16 protein-coding genes are annotated in these 18,178 nt (G+C 63.5%); 8 read left to right on the forward strand and 8 right to left on the reverse strand.

Going from position 1 to position 18,178, the window contains the following annotated elements:
* Nucleotides 1-61: 61 nt before the first annotated feature.
* The 7 genes from B4F51_RS13725 to B4F51_RS13755 are packed head-to-tail and all read right to left on the reverse strand — an operon-like array spanning nucleotide 62 to nucleotide 6,212.
* Nucleotides 62-844: a 1,6-dihydroxycyclohexa-2,4-diene-1-carboxylate dehydrogenase gene (locus B4F51_RS13725; RefSeq protein ID WP_296226384.1), complete on the reverse strand. Its 783-nt coding sequence runs from the start codon at nucleotides 842-844 to the stop codon at nucleotides 62-64.
* On the reverse strand, nucleotides 841-1,869 hold the full coding sequence (gene benC / locus B4F51_RS13730) for a benzoate 1,2-dioxygenase electron transfer component BenC (protein WP_296226385.1): 1,029 nt from the start codon (nucleotides 1,867-1,869) through the stop codon (nucleotides 841-843). The genes B4F51_RS13725 and benC overlap by 4 nt, the downstream gene beginning before the upstream one ends.
* A 48-nt stretch (nucleotides 1,870-1,917) precedes the next feature.
* Nucleotides 1,918-2,406, reverse strand: coding sequence for a benzoate 1,2-dioxygenase small subunit (benB, locus tag B4F51_RS13735; RefSeq protein WP_296226388.1), 489 nt, complete (start codon nucleotides 2,404-2,406; stop codon nucleotides 1,918-1,920).
* Nucleotides 2,403-3,761 (reverse strand): Rieske 2Fe-2S domain-containing protein, encoded by a 1,359-nt coding sequence (locus tag B4F51_RS13740; protein ID WP_296226389.1) that lies wholly within the window; start codon nucleotides 3,759-3,761, stop codon nucleotides 2,403-2,405. The genes benB and B4F51_RS13740 overlap by 4 nt, the downstream gene beginning before the upstream one ends.
* Nucleotides 3,762-3,789: 28 nt before the next feature.
* The gene (gene catA, locus B4F51_RS13745; RefSeq protein WP_296226390.1) at nucleotides 3,790-4,725 is read right to left on the reverse strand and encodes a catechol 1,2-dioxygenase; all 936 of its coding nucleotides are present in this window, start codon (nucleotides 4,723-4,725) and stop codon (nucleotides 3,790-3,792) included.
* Between the two features lie 48 nt (nucleotides 4,726-4,773).
* Nucleotides 4,774-5,064: a muconolactone Delta-isomerase gene (gene catC, locus B4F51_RS13750; RefSeq protein WP_296226391.1), complete on the reverse strand. Its 291-nt coding sequence runs from the start codon at nucleotides 5,062-5,064 to the stop codon at nucleotides 4,774-4,776.
* Nucleotides 5,065-5,102: 38 nt separating this feature from the next.
* Entirely contained in the window at nucleotides 5,103-6,212 is a 1,110-nt protein-coding gene (locus tag B4F51_RS13755; RefSeq protein WP_296226392.1) for a muconate/chloromuconate family cycloisomerase, read from the reverse strand.
* 110 nt (nucleotides 6,213-6,322) lie between these two features.
* Here B4F51_RS13755 and B4F51_RS13760 point away from each other — a divergent pair, with 110 nt between their 5' ends.
* Nucleotides 6,323-7,234: a LysR family transcriptional regulator gene (locus B4F51_RS13760; protein WP_296226393.1), complete on the forward strand. Its 912-nt coding sequence runs from the start codon at nucleotides 6,323-6,325 to the stop codon at nucleotides 7,232-7,234.
* Between the two features lie 124 nt (nucleotides 7,235-7,358).
* A complete protein-coding gene (locus B4F51_RS13765; protein ID WP_296226581.1) occupies nucleotides 7,359-10,385 on the forward strand; it encodes a transglycosylase domain-containing protein in 3,027 nt (1,008 codons plus the stop codon).
* A gap of 266 nt (nucleotides 10,386-10,651) precedes the next feature.
* Here B4F51_RS13765 and B4F51_RS13770 read toward each other — a convergent pair whose 3' ends face one another.
* Nucleotides 10,652-12,205: an MFS transporter gene (locus tag B4F51_RS13770; RefSeq protein WP_296226394.1), complete on the reverse strand. Its 1,554-nt coding sequence runs from the start codon at nucleotides 12,203-12,205 to the stop codon at nucleotides 10,652-10,654.
* A gap of 64 nt (nucleotides 12,206-12,269) precedes the next feature.
* Between B4F51_RS13770 and B4F51_RS13775 the strand changes: the two genes are divergently transcribed.
* The 6 genes from B4F51_RS13775 (at nucleotide 12,270) to B4F51_RS13800 (ending at nucleotide 18,160) form a co-directional block, all read left to right on the forward strand.
* Nucleotides 12,270-13,235 (forward strand): LysR family transcriptional regulator, encoded by a 966-nt coding sequence (locus tag B4F51_RS13775; protein WP_296226395.1) that lies wholly within the window; start codon nucleotides 12,270-12,272, stop codon nucleotides 13,233-13,235.
* A 38-nt stretch (nucleotides 13,236-13,273) separates the two neighbouring features.
* Nucleotides 13,274-13,753, forward strand: a complete 480-nt coding sequence (locus B4F51_RS13780; protein WP_296226396.1) for a CreA family protein — start codon at nucleotides 13,274-13,276, stop codon at nucleotides 13,751-13,753.
* A 149-nt stretch (nucleotides 13,754-13,902) separates the two neighbouring features.
* The gene (locus B4F51_RS13785; RefSeq protein ID WP_186829359.1) at nucleotides 13,903-14,079 is read left to right on the forward strand and encodes a hypothetical protein; all 177 of its coding nucleotides are present in this window, start codon (nucleotides 13,903-13,905) and stop codon (nucleotides 14,077-14,079) included.
* 339 nt (nucleotides 14,080-14,418) lie between these two features.
* On the forward strand, nucleotides 14,419-14,946 hold the full coding sequence (locus B4F51_RS13790) for a (2Fe-2S)-binding protein (protein WP_296226398.1): 528 nt from the start codon (nucleotides 14,419-14,421) through the stop codon (nucleotides 14,944-14,946).
* A gap of 19 nt (nucleotides 14,947-14,965) precedes the next feature.
* Nucleotides 14,966-17,344, forward strand: coding sequence for a xanthine dehydrogenase family protein molybdopterin-binding subunit (locus B4F51_RS13795; RefSeq protein WP_296226399.1), 2,379 nt, complete (start codon nucleotides 14,966-14,968; stop codon nucleotides 17,342-17,344).
* 9 nt (nucleotides 17,345-17,353) lie between these two features.
* Entirely contained in the window at nucleotides 17,354-18,160 is an 807-nt protein-coding gene (locus B4F51_RS13800) for an FAD binding domain-containing protein (protein ID WP_296226400.1), read from the forward strand.
* The last annotated feature ends 18 nt before the right edge of the window (nucleotides 18,161-18,178 follow it).

Genomic DNA, 18,178 nt, shown 5'->3' on the forward strand with positions numbered 1-18,178 from the left:
CTTAACTGAACGGCATTAGCGCATCGGCGCCGTTTTTGTTTTTGGGCGCGCGACGGCGCACCTAGCCCAGATCTCCGCCACCCACTGGCAACACCGTCCCGGTGATATACGAAGCCTCGTCAGAAGCCAGGAACAGGATCACTCGGACCTGTTCGTCGATTGTTCCGTAGCGGTGCATGAGGCTGCTGGCAATGGTCTGGTCGACGATGCCTTGGTACCAGGCGGCTTCCTGTTCCGACATGGGCGCTGTGTTGCGCGGGATCTTCCGCGGCGGCGCTTCGGTGCCCCCCGTGGCGACGGCGTTGACGCGGATGTTGTCCTGCGCATGCTCCAGCGCCAGGCTGGCGGTGAGCGCATTCACACCGCCCTTGGCCGCCGAATACGGAATCCGATAGATACCGCGCGTGGCAATCGACGACACATTGACGATCACGCCTTGCCGGCGCTCCACCATGTGCGGCAGCACGGCGCGGCAACACCACAGCGTGGGGAACAACGAGCGGCGTATTTCCGCCTCGATCTGCGCTTCTTCATAGTGCTGATACGGCTTCGCCCAGATCGTGCCGCCGACGTTGTTGATCAGCACATCGATGCGGCCGAAGGCATCAAGCGCTGCCTGCACGGCATGTTGAGCGCCCGCGTAGGTTTCCAGATCGGCGGTGGTGGCGAGGGCTCGGCCGCCCGCTGCGGCAATCTCGGCCTGCACTTCGTAGATCAGCTCCGCCCTGTCCACCAGCAGCACCTGGGCGCCCTCTTCGGCCACCGCTAATGCCACGCCGCGCCCGATACCTTGGGCCGCGCCCGTCACGACGACGGTCTTGCCTGAGAATCGTTGCATGCTCATGCCGCCTTCGCTTCCGGTACTGCATTGGGCGTGAATTTCTCGTAGTAGAAGCTGTTGGGCTTCACGCCCTCGTCGTCAAAGTACTTGCGCACGGCATCGACCATTGGCGGCGGCCCGCAAAGATAGACATCCACATCGCCATCGTTCAAAGCATTGGCAGGCACGTGCTGCGTCACCCAACCCTTGCGCGGATGATTCGACGCGGCGTCGGCCACGACGGTGGCGTAGCTGAAGTTCGGCAACCGCGCTGCATAGGCTTCAAGCGCGTCGACCTGCACCAGGTCGAGGTCACGGGTCACGCCATAAATGAGATGCACTTTCTGTTGCGAGTTGGTGCGTGCCAGTACTTCAAGCATCGACAGGAACGGCGCGAGACCCGTGCCGCCCGCAAGAAACAACAGCGGCCGCTGCACATTGCGCAGATAGAAGCTGCCCAGCGGCCCGTGCAGATCGAGCTTGTCGCCCGGCTGCGCGGTTTCCAGCCAACGGCTCATCACGCCGCCGGGAATCTTCTTGATCAGGAAGCTGATCTTCGATTCTCCGGGGGCGGATGAGAACGAATACGAGCGATGCTGGCCGCTGCCCGGCACGCCGATGTTGACGTACTGGCCAGGGAGAAACACCGGCGCAGTGGCGTCCACGTCCAGTTCCAGCACCACGGCTGCGTCGTTGTGCAACTCGACTTTCGACACCGTTGTCCCGAAGCTGCTCTGGCCAGTCTTGCAGCTGGTCGACGTGGTAGGCACCGCGATCACGCAATCGCTTTGCGGCACCATCTGGCACGTCAGGACGAGGCCCGTGTTCTTCTCATCTTCGGTCAGGGCGTCGTCAATGTAATCGTCGCCGAGGTCGTAGCTTCCGCTCTCGGCACGGCACTTGCACGTTCCGCACACACCATCGGAGCAATCCATGGGCAGGTTGATCTTGGCGCGGAAGGCGGCATCGAGCACCTTCTCGCCCGCTTTGCAATCGATGAAACGGGTCACGCCGTCCTCGAAGTTCAATGCGACTGTGAAACTGGACATGGAATACCTCCGCTGCCTCTTGTGCGTGTCCTATACGTGGGTGCGATCTCAGACGTGATAAACGTCAAGCACCTGCCGGATGTAGTCGTTCTTCAGGACGATCTTCTTGGATGCGATCAGAAAGCCACCACCCGCGCGGCGCAGGGTGACGAACATCGTGCCGAAGAAGTGGTCAGTGGTTTTGTACCGGTGGCTGAGCGTGTGAAAGTTGTAGCGCACGTCGACCTCATCGCCGCGTTCGGCAACAACTTCGACGTTGGCGACGGTGTGGCTGGTTCTCGGCTCCGGCGTGGAAGCCCCACTGCGCTCAGTCTTGATGCGAAAGACGCGATCCTCCAGCCCGCAGCGATTGGCGTAGTACATCAACGAAATCTGGCTCTGCGGGTCGTCGGTCAACTGGTCGTCGTCATCCCATGCGGGCATCCAGTAGGTCACGTCTTCTGCGTAGCACTCGAGCCACGCGTCCCAATCGCGGTCATCAAGCAGTCGCGCCTCGCGGTACAGGGCGGCGCAGATGTTCTGGTAATCCGTGCTCATGCCGGCACTCCTTCGCATTCTTGCTTCAGTGCTTCGCGCATGACACGCACCCAATATTCGTGCTGGCAGACGAACAAGCCTTCGTCTTCACTGCGCTCGCCCGAGATGAGCGGCTTCAATCCCATCTTCGTTGCGTTCTCGTCGGGGCCGTGAATCCACAGCGGCGCCCCGCGCGACAGGTCGTTCCACAGCGCGGTGGTGCCGGCATATCCGTTCTGGCAGGCGCGGAATTCCTCCAGGTCATCGGCGGTGCCCATGCCGGTGACGTTGAAAAAATCCTCGTACTGGCGGATGCGCGTGGCACGGTCGGTTGCGCTCTCGCCTTTCGGCGCGAAACAAAAGATGGAGACCTCGGTCTTGTCGACGCTGATCGGACGGACCACGCGAATCTGCGTGCTGAACTGATCCATCAAAAACACGTTCGGATACAGGCACAGGTTGCGGGTCTGGTTGACGATGAAGTCCGTCTGGGTTTCGCCCACGCGTGCCTTGATTTCGTCACGGTGCGCATAGACGGGCCGCACTTCCGGGTTCATCGTCTGGGTCCACAGCAGGATGTGGCCGTGTTCGAAGCCATAGACGCCCGCCACCGACTTGCTCCAGCTGTTCGCATCCACCGCCTGCGTGCCGCCTTCCTTGCGCCGGCCCATGGTTGCGGCGTAGTTCCAGTGCACGGTGCTGACGTGGTAGCCGTCGCAGCCGTTCTCCATCTGCATCTTCCAGTTGCCGTCATAGACGTAGGAAGAATTGCCGCGCAGCACTTCCAGGCCCTCGGGAGCCTGATCGACGATCTGGTCGATGATCACACGTGCTTCGCCCAGGTAGGTTTCGAGCGGCTGCACATCGGCATTGAGACTGCCGAACAGGAAGCCGCGATAGTTCTCGAACCGCGCAACCTTCTTCAGATCATGCGAGGCGTGCGTGTTGAACTGCACCGGATACTCGGTCGTCTTTTCATCCTTCACCTTGAGCAGCTTGCCGGTGTTGGAGAACGTCCAGCCATGGAACGGGCACGTGAAGCTGCCCTTGTTGCCATGCTTGCGACGACACAGCATCGCGCCCTTGTGCGCACATGCGTTGATGACCGCATGCAGCTCCCCGGTCTTGTCGCGGGTGATGACGATCGGCTGGCGGCCGATCCACGTGGTGTAGTAATCGTTGTTGTTCGGAATCTGGCTTTCGTGCGCCAGATACACCCAGTTGTTCTCGAAGATGTGCTTCATCTCCAGCTCGAACAAATCGGGGTGGGTGAAGATGTCGCGGCGGCAGCGGAAAATGCCGGCCTCTTCGTCATCCACCACGGCGGTTGACAGCAGTTGGTCCAGTTCGCTGGCTTTATCAATCAAGGCGGACATGGTTGTCTCCACGTTGAGGCACTCGGCCTCAAGCCTCGGCCGATGCGCGCAGGCGATTCACGCGCTGGTTGTCCTTGCCCTGAACCAGCGGCGTCAGGACGATATTGAATTCAATGTCCTTGTACGCATCGGTCTTCAGTTCGAGCGCGGTGCCGCCGGTTTTCTCCACCACGTGCGGAATCAGCTCTTCGCGCGTGGCATAGGCGAAGTCGTCCCAGATCAGCGGATCGCCCTCGATATTGAATTGCGTCGTCAGCTTGCGGTGGCCGTCGCTCGTGACGAAGAAGTGCACATGCGCCGGCCGGTTGCCGTGGCGGGCAAGCCCGTTCAGCAGTTGCTGCGTGGCACCTTGCGGCGGGCAGCCGTAGCCCACTGGCATGAGCGTGCGGAATTCGTATTTGCCATCGGCACCGGTCCTGACCGCGCCGCGCAGGTTGAACGGGCTTTGCGCACCGGTCGGATCGAAATGCGAATAGAAGCCGTTCGAGTTCGCATGCCAGCACTCGACCACGGCGCCGGCCACCGGCTTGCCGTCCGGCCCCGTCACCGTGCCGTGAATGACGAGCGGGTCTGCAGCCGGGTCCGGATCGATGTCGATCCTGGACACGCCATCGCGCACCGTCGTGCCGGCAACGTACAGCGGTCCCTCAATCGTGCGCGGCGTGCCGCCGTTGATGCCCAGCGCCTCGTCCGCAGCGTCCATGCGGATGTCGAGATACTTTTCCAGGCCCACGCCGGCCGCCAGCAATGCGGCCTCGCCGTCCTGGCCGAGCTTGTTCAGGTAATTGATGCCCGCCCAGACTTCATCCGGCGTGATGTCGAGGTCGTCGATGGCCTTGAACAGATCGGCCAACAAACGATGGGTAATCTGCTTCAGGCGGGCGTTACCCTCCTTGCCATCCAGGTTGGTGGCGGCCTTCAGCAGGTCCTGTACTTCTTTCGTTTGGAATACGCGCGCGTTCATGATGGGTGTCTCCACGTGGTTTTCTGGGGGAATGTCTCAGGCGCGATCTCAATCGTCCGTGCCGTGAACTGACGAGGGGTGACGGCACATCGGTGTCACCGAAATCTCCATGTACGGAAACAGCGGCAGCGCCGTCAGGATCTCGTGCAGTTCTGCATTGCTCTGCACGTCGAAGACGCTGACGTTCGCGTACTCGCCAACCAGGCGCCAGATGTGGCGCCACTTGCCGCTGCGCTGCAGATCCTGCGAATAGGCCTTCTCGCGAGCCTTGATCTCGTTGGCGACATCGGCGGGCATGTCGGCCGGCAGGCGGACATCCATGCGTACGTGGAACAGCATCGTGGTCTCCTTGGTGGGGTGTCTTGGTCTGGTTGTTCTTATTGGCGGCGCAGGCGCGCCAGCTTGTCGCGATCGATCTGAATGCCCAGGCCGGGGCCGGTGGGCACCTGCAACATGAAATCGCGGTACTGCAGCGGCTCGGTCAGCAGTTCTTGCGTGAGCAACAAGGGGCCGAACAGCTCGGTGCCGAATTGCAGCTCGCCAAAGGTGGAAAACACGTGGGCCGATGCGGCTGTACCGACCGCGCCTTCGAGCATCGTTCCGCCATACAGGCCAATGCCCGCCAATTGCGCGATGGCCGCCACCTGCATGGCCGGCACCAGCCCGCCGGATTGGGCGATCTTTACGGCGAAGACGTCGGCGCTGGCAGAGCACGCCAGCTCAAATGCATCGAGCGGGCCGTGCAGCGCTTCGTCAGCCATCATCGGCACGGCAAACTGGCGTGCCAGGCGTTCCAGCGCGGCGCGGTTCTCGGCGCGCACAGGCTGTTCGATCAGGTCGACGCCGCCCGCCTGCAGCGCGGCGATGCCGTTGACGGCATCGAGTTCGCTCCAGGCCTGGTTGACGTCTACACGCACGCTCACGGCATCGCCGAGTGCACGCTTGATCGCCAGCACGTGAGCCACGTCCTCAGCCACCGGGCGCAGGCCGATCTTCAGCTTGAAGATGCGGTGGCGGCGCTCAGCCAGCATCGCTTCTGCCTCGGCAATGTCTTTCTTCGTATCGCCGCTGGCCAGCGTCCAGGCCACGGGCAACGCGTCACGCAAGCGGCCGCCGAGCAGTTCTGAGAGCGGCACATTCAACCGGCGTGCCTGTGCATCGAGCAGCGCGGTCTCCAGCGCACACTTGGCAAAGCGGTTGCCCTGGATGGTCTTGCGCACTTTCGCCATGGCGGCGGCCACGTTGCGCGCATCCATGCCGATCAGCAGCGGCGCGATGTGCGTGTCGATGTTGACTTTGATGCTCTCGGGGCTCTCTTCGCCGTAGTTCAGGCCGCCGATGGTGGTGGCCTCGCCCCAGCCTTCGATGCCGTCTTCGCAGCACACATGCACAAGCACCAGCGTCTGTACGTGCATGGTGGCGACGGAGAGTTTGTGCGGACGAATGGTCGGCACATCCACTAGAATGGCCTCGATCGAGCGAATCATGTTTTCCAGGTATCAGATTGACAGCAATCAACTTGGAAATCAGATTACGCAGCGTGTTTTATCGCGTCCAACACTGATTTAGTATCGGTTTCATACCTACAGGGTTTGATATGGAACTGCGCCACCTGCGCTATTTCATCGCCGTTGCCGAGGAGCTGAACTTCACGCGCGCGGCCGAGCGACTGCATATCGCGCAGCCGCCTTTGAGCCGGCAGATTCAGCAGTTGGAAGAGGAACTGGGCGTGCTGCTGTTCGAGCGCGGCAGCCGCCCGCTCAAGCTGACCGAGGCTGGCCGCTTCTTCCATGCGCACGCGCGCCAGTTGCTGGCGCAGACAGCCGAACTTGCCTCGATGACCCAACGCGTCGGCCTGATCGAGCGCCGGATGTCGATTGGCTTCGTTGCCTCGACGCTGTACGGGATGCTGCCGAAAGTCATCCGCCGCTTTCGGGCGGAATATCCGATGGTCGATCTCACCATGCACGAGATGACGACCATGGACCAGATCCAGGCCCTCAAGGATGGCCGCATCGACGTCGGTTTCGGCCGCATCCGCTATGAAGACCCGAATGTGCGCCGCATTCGGCTGCGTGATGAACGGCTGATCGTCGCCCTGCCCTCGGGTCACCCGCTGCTTGGTGCCAAGCCTGCGGCATCGCTACGCGATCTGGTGGGCGATACGCTCATCATTTACCCCCGCGCGCCGCGCCCGAGCTACGCTGACCAGGTCCTGGCGCTGTTCCATGACCGCGCGCTGGAGCCGAGCAAGATCTACGAGGCACGGGAATTGCAAATCGCCCTCGGGCTGGTGGCGGCGGGCGAAGGCGTGGCAGTCGTGCCGCGCAGCGTGGCCGGCCTGCAGCGCGAAGACGTTTGCTATATGGAACTGGACGACCCGCAATTGGTCTCCCCCATTATCTTCAGCACGCGTCTGCTGGATGAATCCGAAGACATCCGGGCCATGCTTGACTTGACCTACCGGTTGTACGACGAGCAGAAGATTCCGTATTACCCGCCATCGTAGGGTTGGCAACGCGCATTGCAGAGTTGCAAGCCCGCCGGTTGGCTGATTGGACACAACGGCCGCATGGGCTAGATTGGAACAAAATGCCCATCCGCCCGCGATTGGAGCGTAGCGAGTGAAAACAATGCGCCGTCCGGTCAAGTTGGCCCTGATTGCCGCGCCGCTCCTGCTGCTTGCGGCCGCTATCTGGCTTGTTGCCGACGAATTGCAGACCTCCGCATGGCAGGCGCGTTACCTGGCGCATCTCGGGCAATCGCAGACCTTTCCCGTCAAGCCGGGGCCCAACGCTTCCGCCCGTTACCCGAACTCCGGCCCCTACGACGGGCGCCTGGGCTACCACCAGATTCCCACCTTTCTTGATCGCCTGCGCACGCGCGGCTATATCGTCGCCGAACAGGCCGTGCCCTCGCAGGACATGCTCGCGCTGATGGATCGCGGCCTGAACGCGCCCTACCACGAGAAAGACCGGGCCGGCCTGGAGCTGCTCGATGATGACGGCCGGCCGATCTACCGCGTGCGGTACCCGGAGCGCGCGTATGACCGCTTCGACGCCGTTCCGCCGCTGCTGGTCGGATCGCTGCTGGCCATCGAGAACCGCTCCTTGCTCAATACCGAAAACCCCAAGCGCAACCCTGCGGTGGAATGGGGCCGCTTTGCGCGCGCCGTGTGGGACCGCGCCCTGCACTTTGCCGATTCGGAGCACGAATCGCCCGGCGGCAGCACGCTCGCCACACAAATCGAGAAATACCGCCACTCACCCGAAGGCCGCACCGACTCACCCAGCGAGAAGCTGCGGCAGATGGCCTCCGCCTCGGTGCGTGCCTACCTGAACGGCGAAGACACCACTGCCATGCGCCACCAACTGGTGGTTACCTATCTGAACACCGTACCGTTGGGCGCGCGTGCCGGGTTCGGTGAAATCCATGGCATTGGCGATGCGCTGTGGGTCTGGTACGGGCGCGATTTTGCCGAGGTCAATGCGCTGCTGGCACCCGGGTCGACCGCACCGCTGCCCGCGCGTGCACTCGCCTACAAGGAAGCGCTGAGCCTGCTCGTGTCGCAGCGGCGGCCGTCGTACTACCTGGACAATCTCGACGATCTCGAATCGCTGACGAATGCCTATGTACGCATCCTGACGACGTCGGGCGTGATCCCACCCGCGCTGCGCGATGCGGCGCTGGCGCAATCGCTCAAGCAACAGGCCCGGCGCGTGCGGCCGCCGTCCGCGCCGGTTGAGCACAAGGGCACCAACGCGGTGCGCGTCAACCTGGCTGGCATGCTGGGCGTGCCGCGCATGTACGCACTCGACCGGCTGGATTTGACCGCCAGCAGCACGCTCGATGCTCCGCTGCAGCATGAGATCACCACCGAGCTGCGCAAGCTGCAAGACCCCGCGCGCGCCAAAGCCGCGGGCCTCGTCGGCGACAAGATGCTCGAACACGGCGACCCGCGCGGCGTGACTTACAGCTTCACGCTCTACGAGCGTGCGCCTGGCGGCAACCGCGTGCTGGTGCAGGCCGACACCTTCGACCAGCCCTTCGACATCAACGAAGGCGTCAAGCTGGATCTGGGCTCCACAGCCAAGCTGCGCACGCTGGTGACATATCTGGAGATCGTGGCCGAGCTGCACAAGCGCTACGTCGATCAGCCCCCCGCTGCGCTGCGCAAGCTCAACATCTCCGTGCAGAACCCGATCGAGCGCTGGGCTGTCGATTACCTGCTCCACGCACAGGACCGTTCGCTGGAGGCGATGCTTGAGGCGTCGATGGAGCGCAAATACTCCGGCAACGCCGGCGAATGGTTCGCCACCGGCGGCGGCATGCAGAGTTTCGAGAATTTCGAGAAATGGGAGGGCTATCAGCAGTTCACGGTGCGCGAAGGGCTCAAGCACTCCGTCAACCTCGTCTTCGTTCGGATCATGCGCGATATCTCGCGCTACTTTCAGCACCAGTTGCCCAGCGCCGGCGCCGAAGCGTTGGAGGACACCGATTCCCCGCAGCGGCAGATCTACCTGCAGCGCTTTGCCGACCGCGAAGGCAAGCTCTTCATGGGCCGTTTCTATATGAAATACAGGGGCAAGACGCCCCAGGAGCAAGAGGCCACGCTCGTGCAGAGCACACATGCAACGCCGGTGCGGCTGGCCACCATTTTCCGCAGCCTCGACCCGCAAGCGGGGCCAGACAAACTCGCCACCTTCATCCGCACCTACCTGCCCGGCGCCAAGCTCGATGATGCGGCGCTCGCCAAGCTCTATAACAATTACTCGCCGCAGCGCTTCGACCTGGCGGACCGGGGCTACATCGCCCGGCTGCATCCGCTGGAACTGTGGCTGGTGGCGTATCTGCGCGAACATCCGCAAGCGACGCTCGCGCAGGTCAACCAGGACAGCACGGCTGAACGGCAGGCGGTCTACAAATGGCTGCTGCAATCGCACCGCAAGGGCGCACAGGACAAACGCATCAAGCAGATGCTGGAGATCGAAGCGTTCCAGTCCATCCATGCTATGTGGAAGCGGCTCGGTTACCCGTTCGAATCGTTGGTGCCGTCTTACGGCACGGCCATCGGCGCCTCGGCCGACCGGCCCGCCGCACTGGCTGAGTTGATGGGCATCATCGAAAACGACGGCGTGCGCCTGCCCAGCGTGCGCATCGACCGCCTGCGCTTTGCCGCCAACACGCCATACGAGGTGCTCCTGTGCCGCGACCCCACCACCGGCGAGCGCGTCTTGCCGCCGGAGATTCCACGTCTGGTCAAAGCAGCGCTGGCCGGGGTCGTTGAAGGCGGTACCGCCAAGCGCATCGCCGGCACGTTCGTGGATGCCGACGGCAAACCCATCGCCGTGGGCGGCAAGACCGGTACGGGCGACAACCGCTTCAAGACCTTCAGTCGCGGCGGTGGGCTGATCTCCGAGCGCGTGGTCAGCCGCTCGGGCGCCTTCGTCTTCTATCTAGGGGATCGCTACTTCGGCACCGTGGTCGCCTACGTGGCCGGTGCGGATGCCGCCAAATACAAGTTCACCAGCGCATTGACCGTGCAGGTGCTCAAGGTGCTGGCCCCCACGTTGATGGCCTATCTGGACCTGGAAGACGCCGCCCCCGCATTCAATTGCAAGGTGCCGCAGGCTTCAGCGCCCGAGCAGAAGCTGGATTGATCTCAGCCAGCAAAACGTCAAGCGCCAACACCTGTCCCCAGACGGCTTGGCCGTACCCTGCCCTAGATGGCGCCTTGAACTCTTGTAAGCGGGGGGAAAAAAGACGGGGAACTGTTTGAGCGAAGCGAGTTTTCCCCGTCTCCGCCCGGTTACAAAAATTCAAGGGGAAGTTGCCATCTCGGGCGCGCCTTTCTTTGCTTACCTTTCTTTGGCAAGACAATGAAAGTAAGTCGGCCCCGGCAGGGGACGAAACAAGAGATGGACCATCAGCGCAAATGCCGCTGCAACCAAATAGCCCCAGCACACCCCAACGCAATCACCGCCCCCCAGGCAAACAGATCACTCACTGCCAGCAGCGTAGCCTGCCGATCAATCTCCGCCGATAGCCGGATCAACTCCACCCCCTGCAGCGGATGCGGCCACTGCCAGGCCGGCGTGAGCGCACTCACATGGCCAACCAGATCAGTCCGGTGCTGTGCCTGCCCTCGCTGCAGCAAAAGCGTCGCGGCCATCGTCCCGAAGGCCTGCGCCCACGCGCGCATGATGCCCTTGAACTGGTAAGCATGGCCAAAGTCCTTCGCGGGCATATCGACGTAAGTCAGTCCCGCCACCTGAATCACCACAAACATCCCCACCAGGCCTTCGATCATGAACCCCGGCACCACCGCTGCCACGGACGCCCCCGGCATGGCCACATGCGACATCCACAGCAACGCAATCCCCATCAGCACAAAACCAACGGAGATCAACACGCGCTTGGGCGGCAGCACGTTGGTCAGTTGAAAATTGAGAAGGCCCAGCACCACCGTCACCAACCCGCCCAGGCTCATCAACTGTGCGGTGGTTTCATAACGAAAGCCCAGACCGTTCTGCAGCAGGCTCGACGAAAGGAAACCCCACGCGCTCGCAAACACGTAATAGATGGCGTAGAACACCATCCCCATCATGAAGCGGCGCTGCAGCGTGGCGCGGAGGTCCAACCACGGCAGCGGGTGGCCGGTCTGCCGAATGCCGATCCAGGCAAGGAGCGCCGCCACCGCAGTGATCGGCAGCACCTGCGCGGGCGAGCCGTCCGGGTGCACGAAGCGCGCTTGCTGGAACCCGTGCAGCGCTATCAGCGCGGCCAGCCCGAATGCCATGGCCGACGGCCAGTCGAGTGAGGTGAAATCGCCCTTGCGCTCATGCTTCTTCGGGTGCGGATAGAACGCCGCCACCAAGCCGCATACCACCACCGCCACCAGCAACTGCGCAACGAAGATCGCGCGCCAGCCGAATTGCTCGGTCAGCGCGGCCGACAGCATCGGCGACACACAACTCAGCCCGAAGATGCCGTAGATCATCCCTTTCATCATCGTGCGGCGTTCGTGCGCAGGGCTGTGCTGCACGAAGATGCGCGAGGTGGACAGCATCGGCCCACCGCCGAAGCCTTGCACTGCCCGCCCGACGATCAGCATCGTGCCGCCCTCGGCCGCTGCGCACATCAGCGTGCCGATCATGAAAACCAACAATGACAGCAGCGTGTGCTTGCGGTACGTCATGTGATCAGCCAACCGCCCCATCACCAGAATCGCCAGGCTGGCCGCCGCAGCATAAGACGTCACGGCCCAGAGATACACGTCTTGTGACGCAAGCACCCCACCCTCGATATGCGGCCCGGCAATCGAGAACATCAGGTTGGCCATGTAATCCACGCCCGTCGCCAAACCGATCACCAGGCCGACCATGCGCAATTCCAGCCGGCTGCCGACAGTCGATTCGGCGGGTTGGCGACGTGGCGCAGGGGGCGGGGCAATCATGTGGTCGGTGCTTGGCGTGTTCATGCCGGGATGGTAATTTGCCCGGAAACCGGCGGAAATCGCCTTCCAACAAATTCATTGTTCAGCCATGCGAACGACAGACTGGAACGACTGGGACACTTTCTGCACCGTGGCCACCCTCGGCAGCTTCACGCGCGCGGCCGATCGGCTGGGCTTGCCCAAGTCGTCGGTCAGCACGGCGGTGTCACGGCTGGAGGGCAAATTGGGCGTGCGCCTGTTCGAGCGCAGCACGCGCCGCCTGCGCTTGACCGATGCCGGCGAGGCCCTGCTGCGTGATGCTGGCCCATTGTTCCAGCGGTTGCGCGAAGTCTCGGAAGACGCTGCGGCCACGTTCCAGTCGCCGGCCGGCACGCTGCGCATTGCCATGCCGTATGAGTTTGCTGCCCGGCAGTTTGCCGAGGTGGTGCTGGAAGTCATGCGCGAGCACACCGGCCTGCGCATCGAAGTGGACGTGGCCCCGCGCCAGATCGACCCGCTCGCCCAGGGCTACGACATCATGCTGACCGTGCCGCGCGGGCCGCTGCCCGATTCCGGCCTGGTCGCCCAGCGCGTTTTCGACCTGCGGCGCGCCGTGGTGGTCGCCCCAGAACTGCTGGAGCGCCTGGGCCCGCTCACGCACCCCGATCAACTGGTCGACTGGCCGTGCCTGGGCATCTCGAACGAATCCGAATGGCAATTCCGCACACCCGGCGGCGAGACCATCAACCTGCCGCTGGATTTCCGCATGCGCACCTCCAACAGCGAGTTGCGCATGCAGGCGGCCATTGCCGGGTTGGGCGTTGCGCGCATCACTTCGGTGTTTGCGACCGACTTGGTCGCTTCGGGCGCGCTGCAGGAGGTGCTGACCGATTTCCAATCTCCGCCGATGCGCGTGTATGCCGTCTTCCCGGGCCGCCGCCTGATGCCGGCCAAGGTGAAGGTGTTCATGGATGCCCTGCACCGCCGCATCGAGCACTCCCGCCAACGCGCGGACGTCCGGCCCACCTTCGTTGACGAAACGGCACCGCCGTGGCCGCCAGAATCCCTGCTCTGATCCCAAGAGTTCCTTTTTTCTTCTACGCAAGACCGACCATGCGCTCATTTGCCCGTTTACCTGCTTTCATTGCCGTGCTCGCTCTGTGCACCGCCGCTTGCTCCCGCGCTGAGGACCTCGGTAGCGTCAGCACCAATTTCCGCATCACCGGGTCCGACAAGATCGTCATCGAGGCTTTTGACGATCCGCTCGTGCAGGGGGTCACCTGCTACGTATCGCGCGCCCGCACTGGCGGCATCAAGGGCACGCTGGGCGTAGCCGAAGACGTGAGCGAAGCCGCCGTGGCCTGCCGCCAGGTCGGCGACATCACCTTCGTCAAGCCACTGCCGCAGCAGGACGACATGTTTACGCAGCGCCTGTCGCTCGTCTTCAAGACGCTGCATGTGGTGCGCGTGGTAGACCGCAAGCGCAACGTGCTGGTCTATCTGACGTACTCCGACAAGGTGATCTCTGGCAGCCCCAAGAACAGCGTGACGGCAGTGCCGATCCAGGCCAGCCAGCCCATTCCGGTGAAATGAGGCGACCGCACCACATTGGTGCGCGCCAAAGCAAGTGTGGTGGCCGAACAACACAGACTGGTGCATACGTAAGCCTACGTATGGTGCATTGCATCATCTGATGTATGATTAGGGTATTCCCTGATCGGGAATTCCCTAAGAGGCCAATCATGCAAAACACGAACGACCTGAAGCTGACTGATCAACTCGAACGCGAACTGATCGAGCGCGAGATGTCCGAAGGCATTTACTACTATCGCCGTCCGAGCGGTCAATCGTTCTCTTTCGCCCAGTTCTTCTCGGCGATCGCGAACCTGTTCAGCACGCACCGCACCGCCAAGGCCTAATCAGCCGCCATTGTCGATGGGCGTGTGCCCAAGCTAGCTGTACCGCAGTGACGCAACATCGGTAGCACCCCGTGCGTCGGCCATGTGCCGCCACACCCGCCAGGTTATGACCGCCTGGTGTCAATCGAGGGCCGGATTCCGGCCCTTTGTCATTTCCGCGGCGCATGTTTTGCGTGCCGCGGCATCATCCTTATCCCTGAAGCATCCCCAACCGCGCGCTGGTTGTCTTCTCTTTCTCCTGTGCTTTACTGAAACAAGCCGCGACCACCGATACCCAGACTCGGCGCGCATCTTCGCTGCGACGCGAGCACACGGCGACCTATCCCCAAGGAGACTCCCATGGCGATCAGCCTCAAGCTGTCGGTCAACGGTGCGCCTGTCACCGTCAGTGTCGAACCCCATACCCTGTTGGTCCAATTGCTGCGCGAGCACCTGCGCCTGACGGGCACGCACGTCGGCTGCGATACGGCGCAATGCGGCGCCTGCACGGTGCACATGAACGGACGAGCGGTGAAATCGTGCAACATCCTCGCCGTGCAGGCCGACGGCGCCGAGGTGACCACCATCGAAGGCCTGTCGAGGGATGGTGCGCTGCACCCGATGCAGGAGGCCTTCCGCGAATGCCATGGCCTGCAATGCGGCTTCTGCACGCCCGGCATGGTGATGGCGGCGACCGCCCTGGTGGCGCAATGCCCGCATCCCGATGAGCGCCAAGTGCGCGAGCAGCTCGACGGCAACCTGTGCCGCTGCACGGGCTATCACAACATCGTGCGTGCCGTGCTCAAGGGCGCCGAGGCCATGGCCGCCGCCGAAGGCGACGATGCCTCGCTGCAAAGCCTGGCCGCCGCGCGCGCCCACGCCGCCTGAACCGAGCGAGGAGACCATCATGAACGCTCCCGCAGAACCCAACCACCACCTGATCGGCGCGGCCGTCAAGCGCAAGGAAGATTTCCGCTTCCTCACCGGCGCCGGGCAGTACACGGACGACGTCGTTCAGGCCAATCAATCCTACGCAGTGTTCCTGCGCTCGCCGTATGCGCACGCGCGCATCAAGCAGATCAACGCGGATGCCGCGCGCAAGCATCCGGGTGTGCTCGCCGTGCTCACCGGAGAGGACCTAGCCGCCGACAAGGTCAACGGCCTGCCGTGCGGCTGGCTGATCCACAGCATTGACGGCACGCCGATGAAGGAGCCGCCCCACCCCGTGCTCGCCCAGGGCAAGGTGCGCCACGTGGGCGATCAGGTGGCGCTGGTGGTGGCCGAATCGGTGAAGATCGCCAAGGACGCGGTCGAGATGATCGACGTGGAATACGACGAACTGCCCGCCGTAGTCGACACTGCAACCGCAGCAACGGCCGGCTCGGCAGTGCACGACGATGTGCCCGACAACACCTGCTACACCTGGGGCCACGGCGACAAGGCGGCGACCGATGCGGCTTTTGCCAAGGCCGCACACGTGACGCAGCTCGACATCGTCAACAACCGGCTGATCCCGAACGCCATCGAGCCGCGCGCCGTCAACGCCAGCTATTCGCGCCAGGACGACAGCTACACGCTCTACGTCGCCAATCAGAACCCGCATGTGGAGCGCCTCTTGATGTCGGCCTTTGTGCTGGGTCTGAACGAAGCCAAGGTGCGCGTGATCGCGCCGGACGTAGGCGGCGGGTTTGGCTCGAAGATCTTCCTGTACGCGGAAGACGTGGCGCTCACGTGGGCCTCGAAGAAAGTCGGCCGGCCGATCAAGTGGACGGCCGAGCGGTCCGAATCCTTCCTGACCGACGCGCATGGCCGCGACCACGTCACGCATGCCGAACTGGCGCTCGATGCGCAGGGCAACTTCCTCGCCATGCGTGTGCACACCACGGCCAACATGGGCGCCTATTTGTCGACGTTTGCCAGCAGCGTGCCGACGATCCTCTATGCGACGCTGCTTGCCGGGCAGTACAAGACGCCGGCCATCTATGCCGAGGTGAAAGCGGTGTTTACGAATACCGCGCCCGTCGATGCGTATCGCGGTGCCGGACGGCCGGAAGCGACCTATGTGGTCGAACGCCTGGTGGAGACAGCGGCCCGCGAAATGCAGATCGACCCGGCAGAGCTGCGCCGCCGCAACTTCATCCGCACGTTCCCGTATGCCACGCCGGTTGGCCTGACCTACGACACCGGTGATTACGAACCGTGCCTGGACCGCGCCATCGAACTGGCCGACGTGAAAGGCTTTGCCGCGCGTCGTGATGCTTCACGCGCCAAGGGCCGGCTGCGCGGCATGGGCTATTCCTGCTACATCGAGGCCTGCGGGCTGGCGCCGTCGAACATTGCCGGGGCGCTGGGCGCGCGGGCCGGGTTGTTCGAGGCCGGAGAGATTCGCGTGCATCCGACGGGCTCCGTCACGGTCTTCACCGGCTCGCACAGCCACGGCCAGGGCCACGAGACCACCTTTGCGCAAGTGGTGGCCGATCGCCTGGGCGTGCCGATCGAAAACGTCGAGATCGTGCACGGCGATACCGGCCGCATCCCCTTCGGCATGGGCACGTATGGCTCGCGTTCGATTGCCGTGGGCGGCTCGGCCATCATGAAGGCGCTCGACAAGATCGAGGCCAAGGCCAAGAAAATCGCCGCGCATCTGCTGGAGGCGTCGGCGGAGGACATCGAGTTCAAGGACGGCGTGTTCCGGGTGGCCGGCACCGACCGCACCAAGACCTTCGGGGAAGTCGCGCTCACGGCCTACGTGCCGCACAACTACCCGCTCGACAAGCTGGAGCCGGGCCTGGACGAAAACGCCTTCTACGACCCGACCAACTTCACCTATCCCGCAGGCGCGTACATCTGCGAGGTGGAAGTCGACCCCGATACCGGCGAGGTCCATATCGACCGCTTCGTTGCGGTGGACGACTTCGGCAACATCATCAACCCGATGATCGTCGAGGGGCAGGTGCACGGCGGGCTCGGCCAAGGTATCGGCCAGGCGCTGCTGGAGCGCTGCGTGTACGACGAAGCCGGCCAGTTGCTGACGGGCTCGTACATGGACTACGCCATGGCCCGTGCGGGCGATCTGCCCAGCTTCACGGTGGAAACCGCCAAGGGCACGCCGTGCACGCACAACCCGTTGGGTGTGAAGGGCTGCGGCGAAGCGGGCGCGATCGGCTCGCCGCCGGCGCTTATCAATGCCATCGTCGATGCGCTTGCGCCGCTGGGCGTGAAGGACATCCAGATGCCCGCCACGCCGTACCGCGTCTGGCAGACCATTCAAGCGGCAAAGGCCTAGGAGACGATCATGTACGACTTCGAGTACCAGAAAGCCACCGACGCCCAGACCGCCGTCACGGCGCTGAAGACGCATCCGGATGCCAAGTATCTTGGCGGCGGCCAGAGCCTGCTGGCCGCGATGAAGCTGCGGCTGGCGCAGCCGTCCACGCTGGTGGATATCACGCGCATTCCCGGCATTGCAGGCATCCGCTCGCAGCCGGGCGTGATCACCGTGGGCGCCGCCACGCGCCATGCCGATGTGGCCGAGAGCGACGAAATTCGCCGCATGCTGCCCGCGCTGGCGGACCTTGCAGGCGGCATCGGCGACAGGCAGGTACGCGCCATGGGCACGCTTGGCGGGTCGCTCGCCAACAACGACCCGGCTGCGTGCTACCCGGCGGCCGTGCTCGGGCTGAACGCCACCGTCGTCACCGAGCGGCGCAACATCATGGCGGACGACTTCTTCCTCGGCATGTATGAGACCGCGTTGGCTGCGGACGAGCTCATCACCGAGGTGCAATTCCCCGTGCCGGATCAGGCCGCCTACGTGAAATTCCGCAACCCCGCATCGCGCTTTGCACTGGTGGGCGTGTTCGTCAGCCGCACGAACAACCACGTGCGTGTGGCCGTCACGGGCGCGTCGCCGTGCGTGTTCCGCTGCCAGCCGCTGGAGCAGGCGCTGTCGGCCAGCTTCACGTCGGAGGCGGCGCGCAAGGTGGTGGTGCCAGCCGATGATCTGGTGGGCGACCTGCATGCCTCGCCGGAATATCGCGCGCACCTGATTCCGGTGCTCGCGGCGCGCGCCGTGGAACAAGCGCTGGCGCGGCATCACTAGGCGCATTGGCTAAGGAGC

Source organism: Ralstonia sp. UBA689 (assembly GCF_002298975.1).
In the GTDB taxonomy this organism is placed as follows: Bacteria; Pseudomonadota; Gammaproteobacteria; order Burkholderiales; family Burkholderiaceae; genus Ralstonia.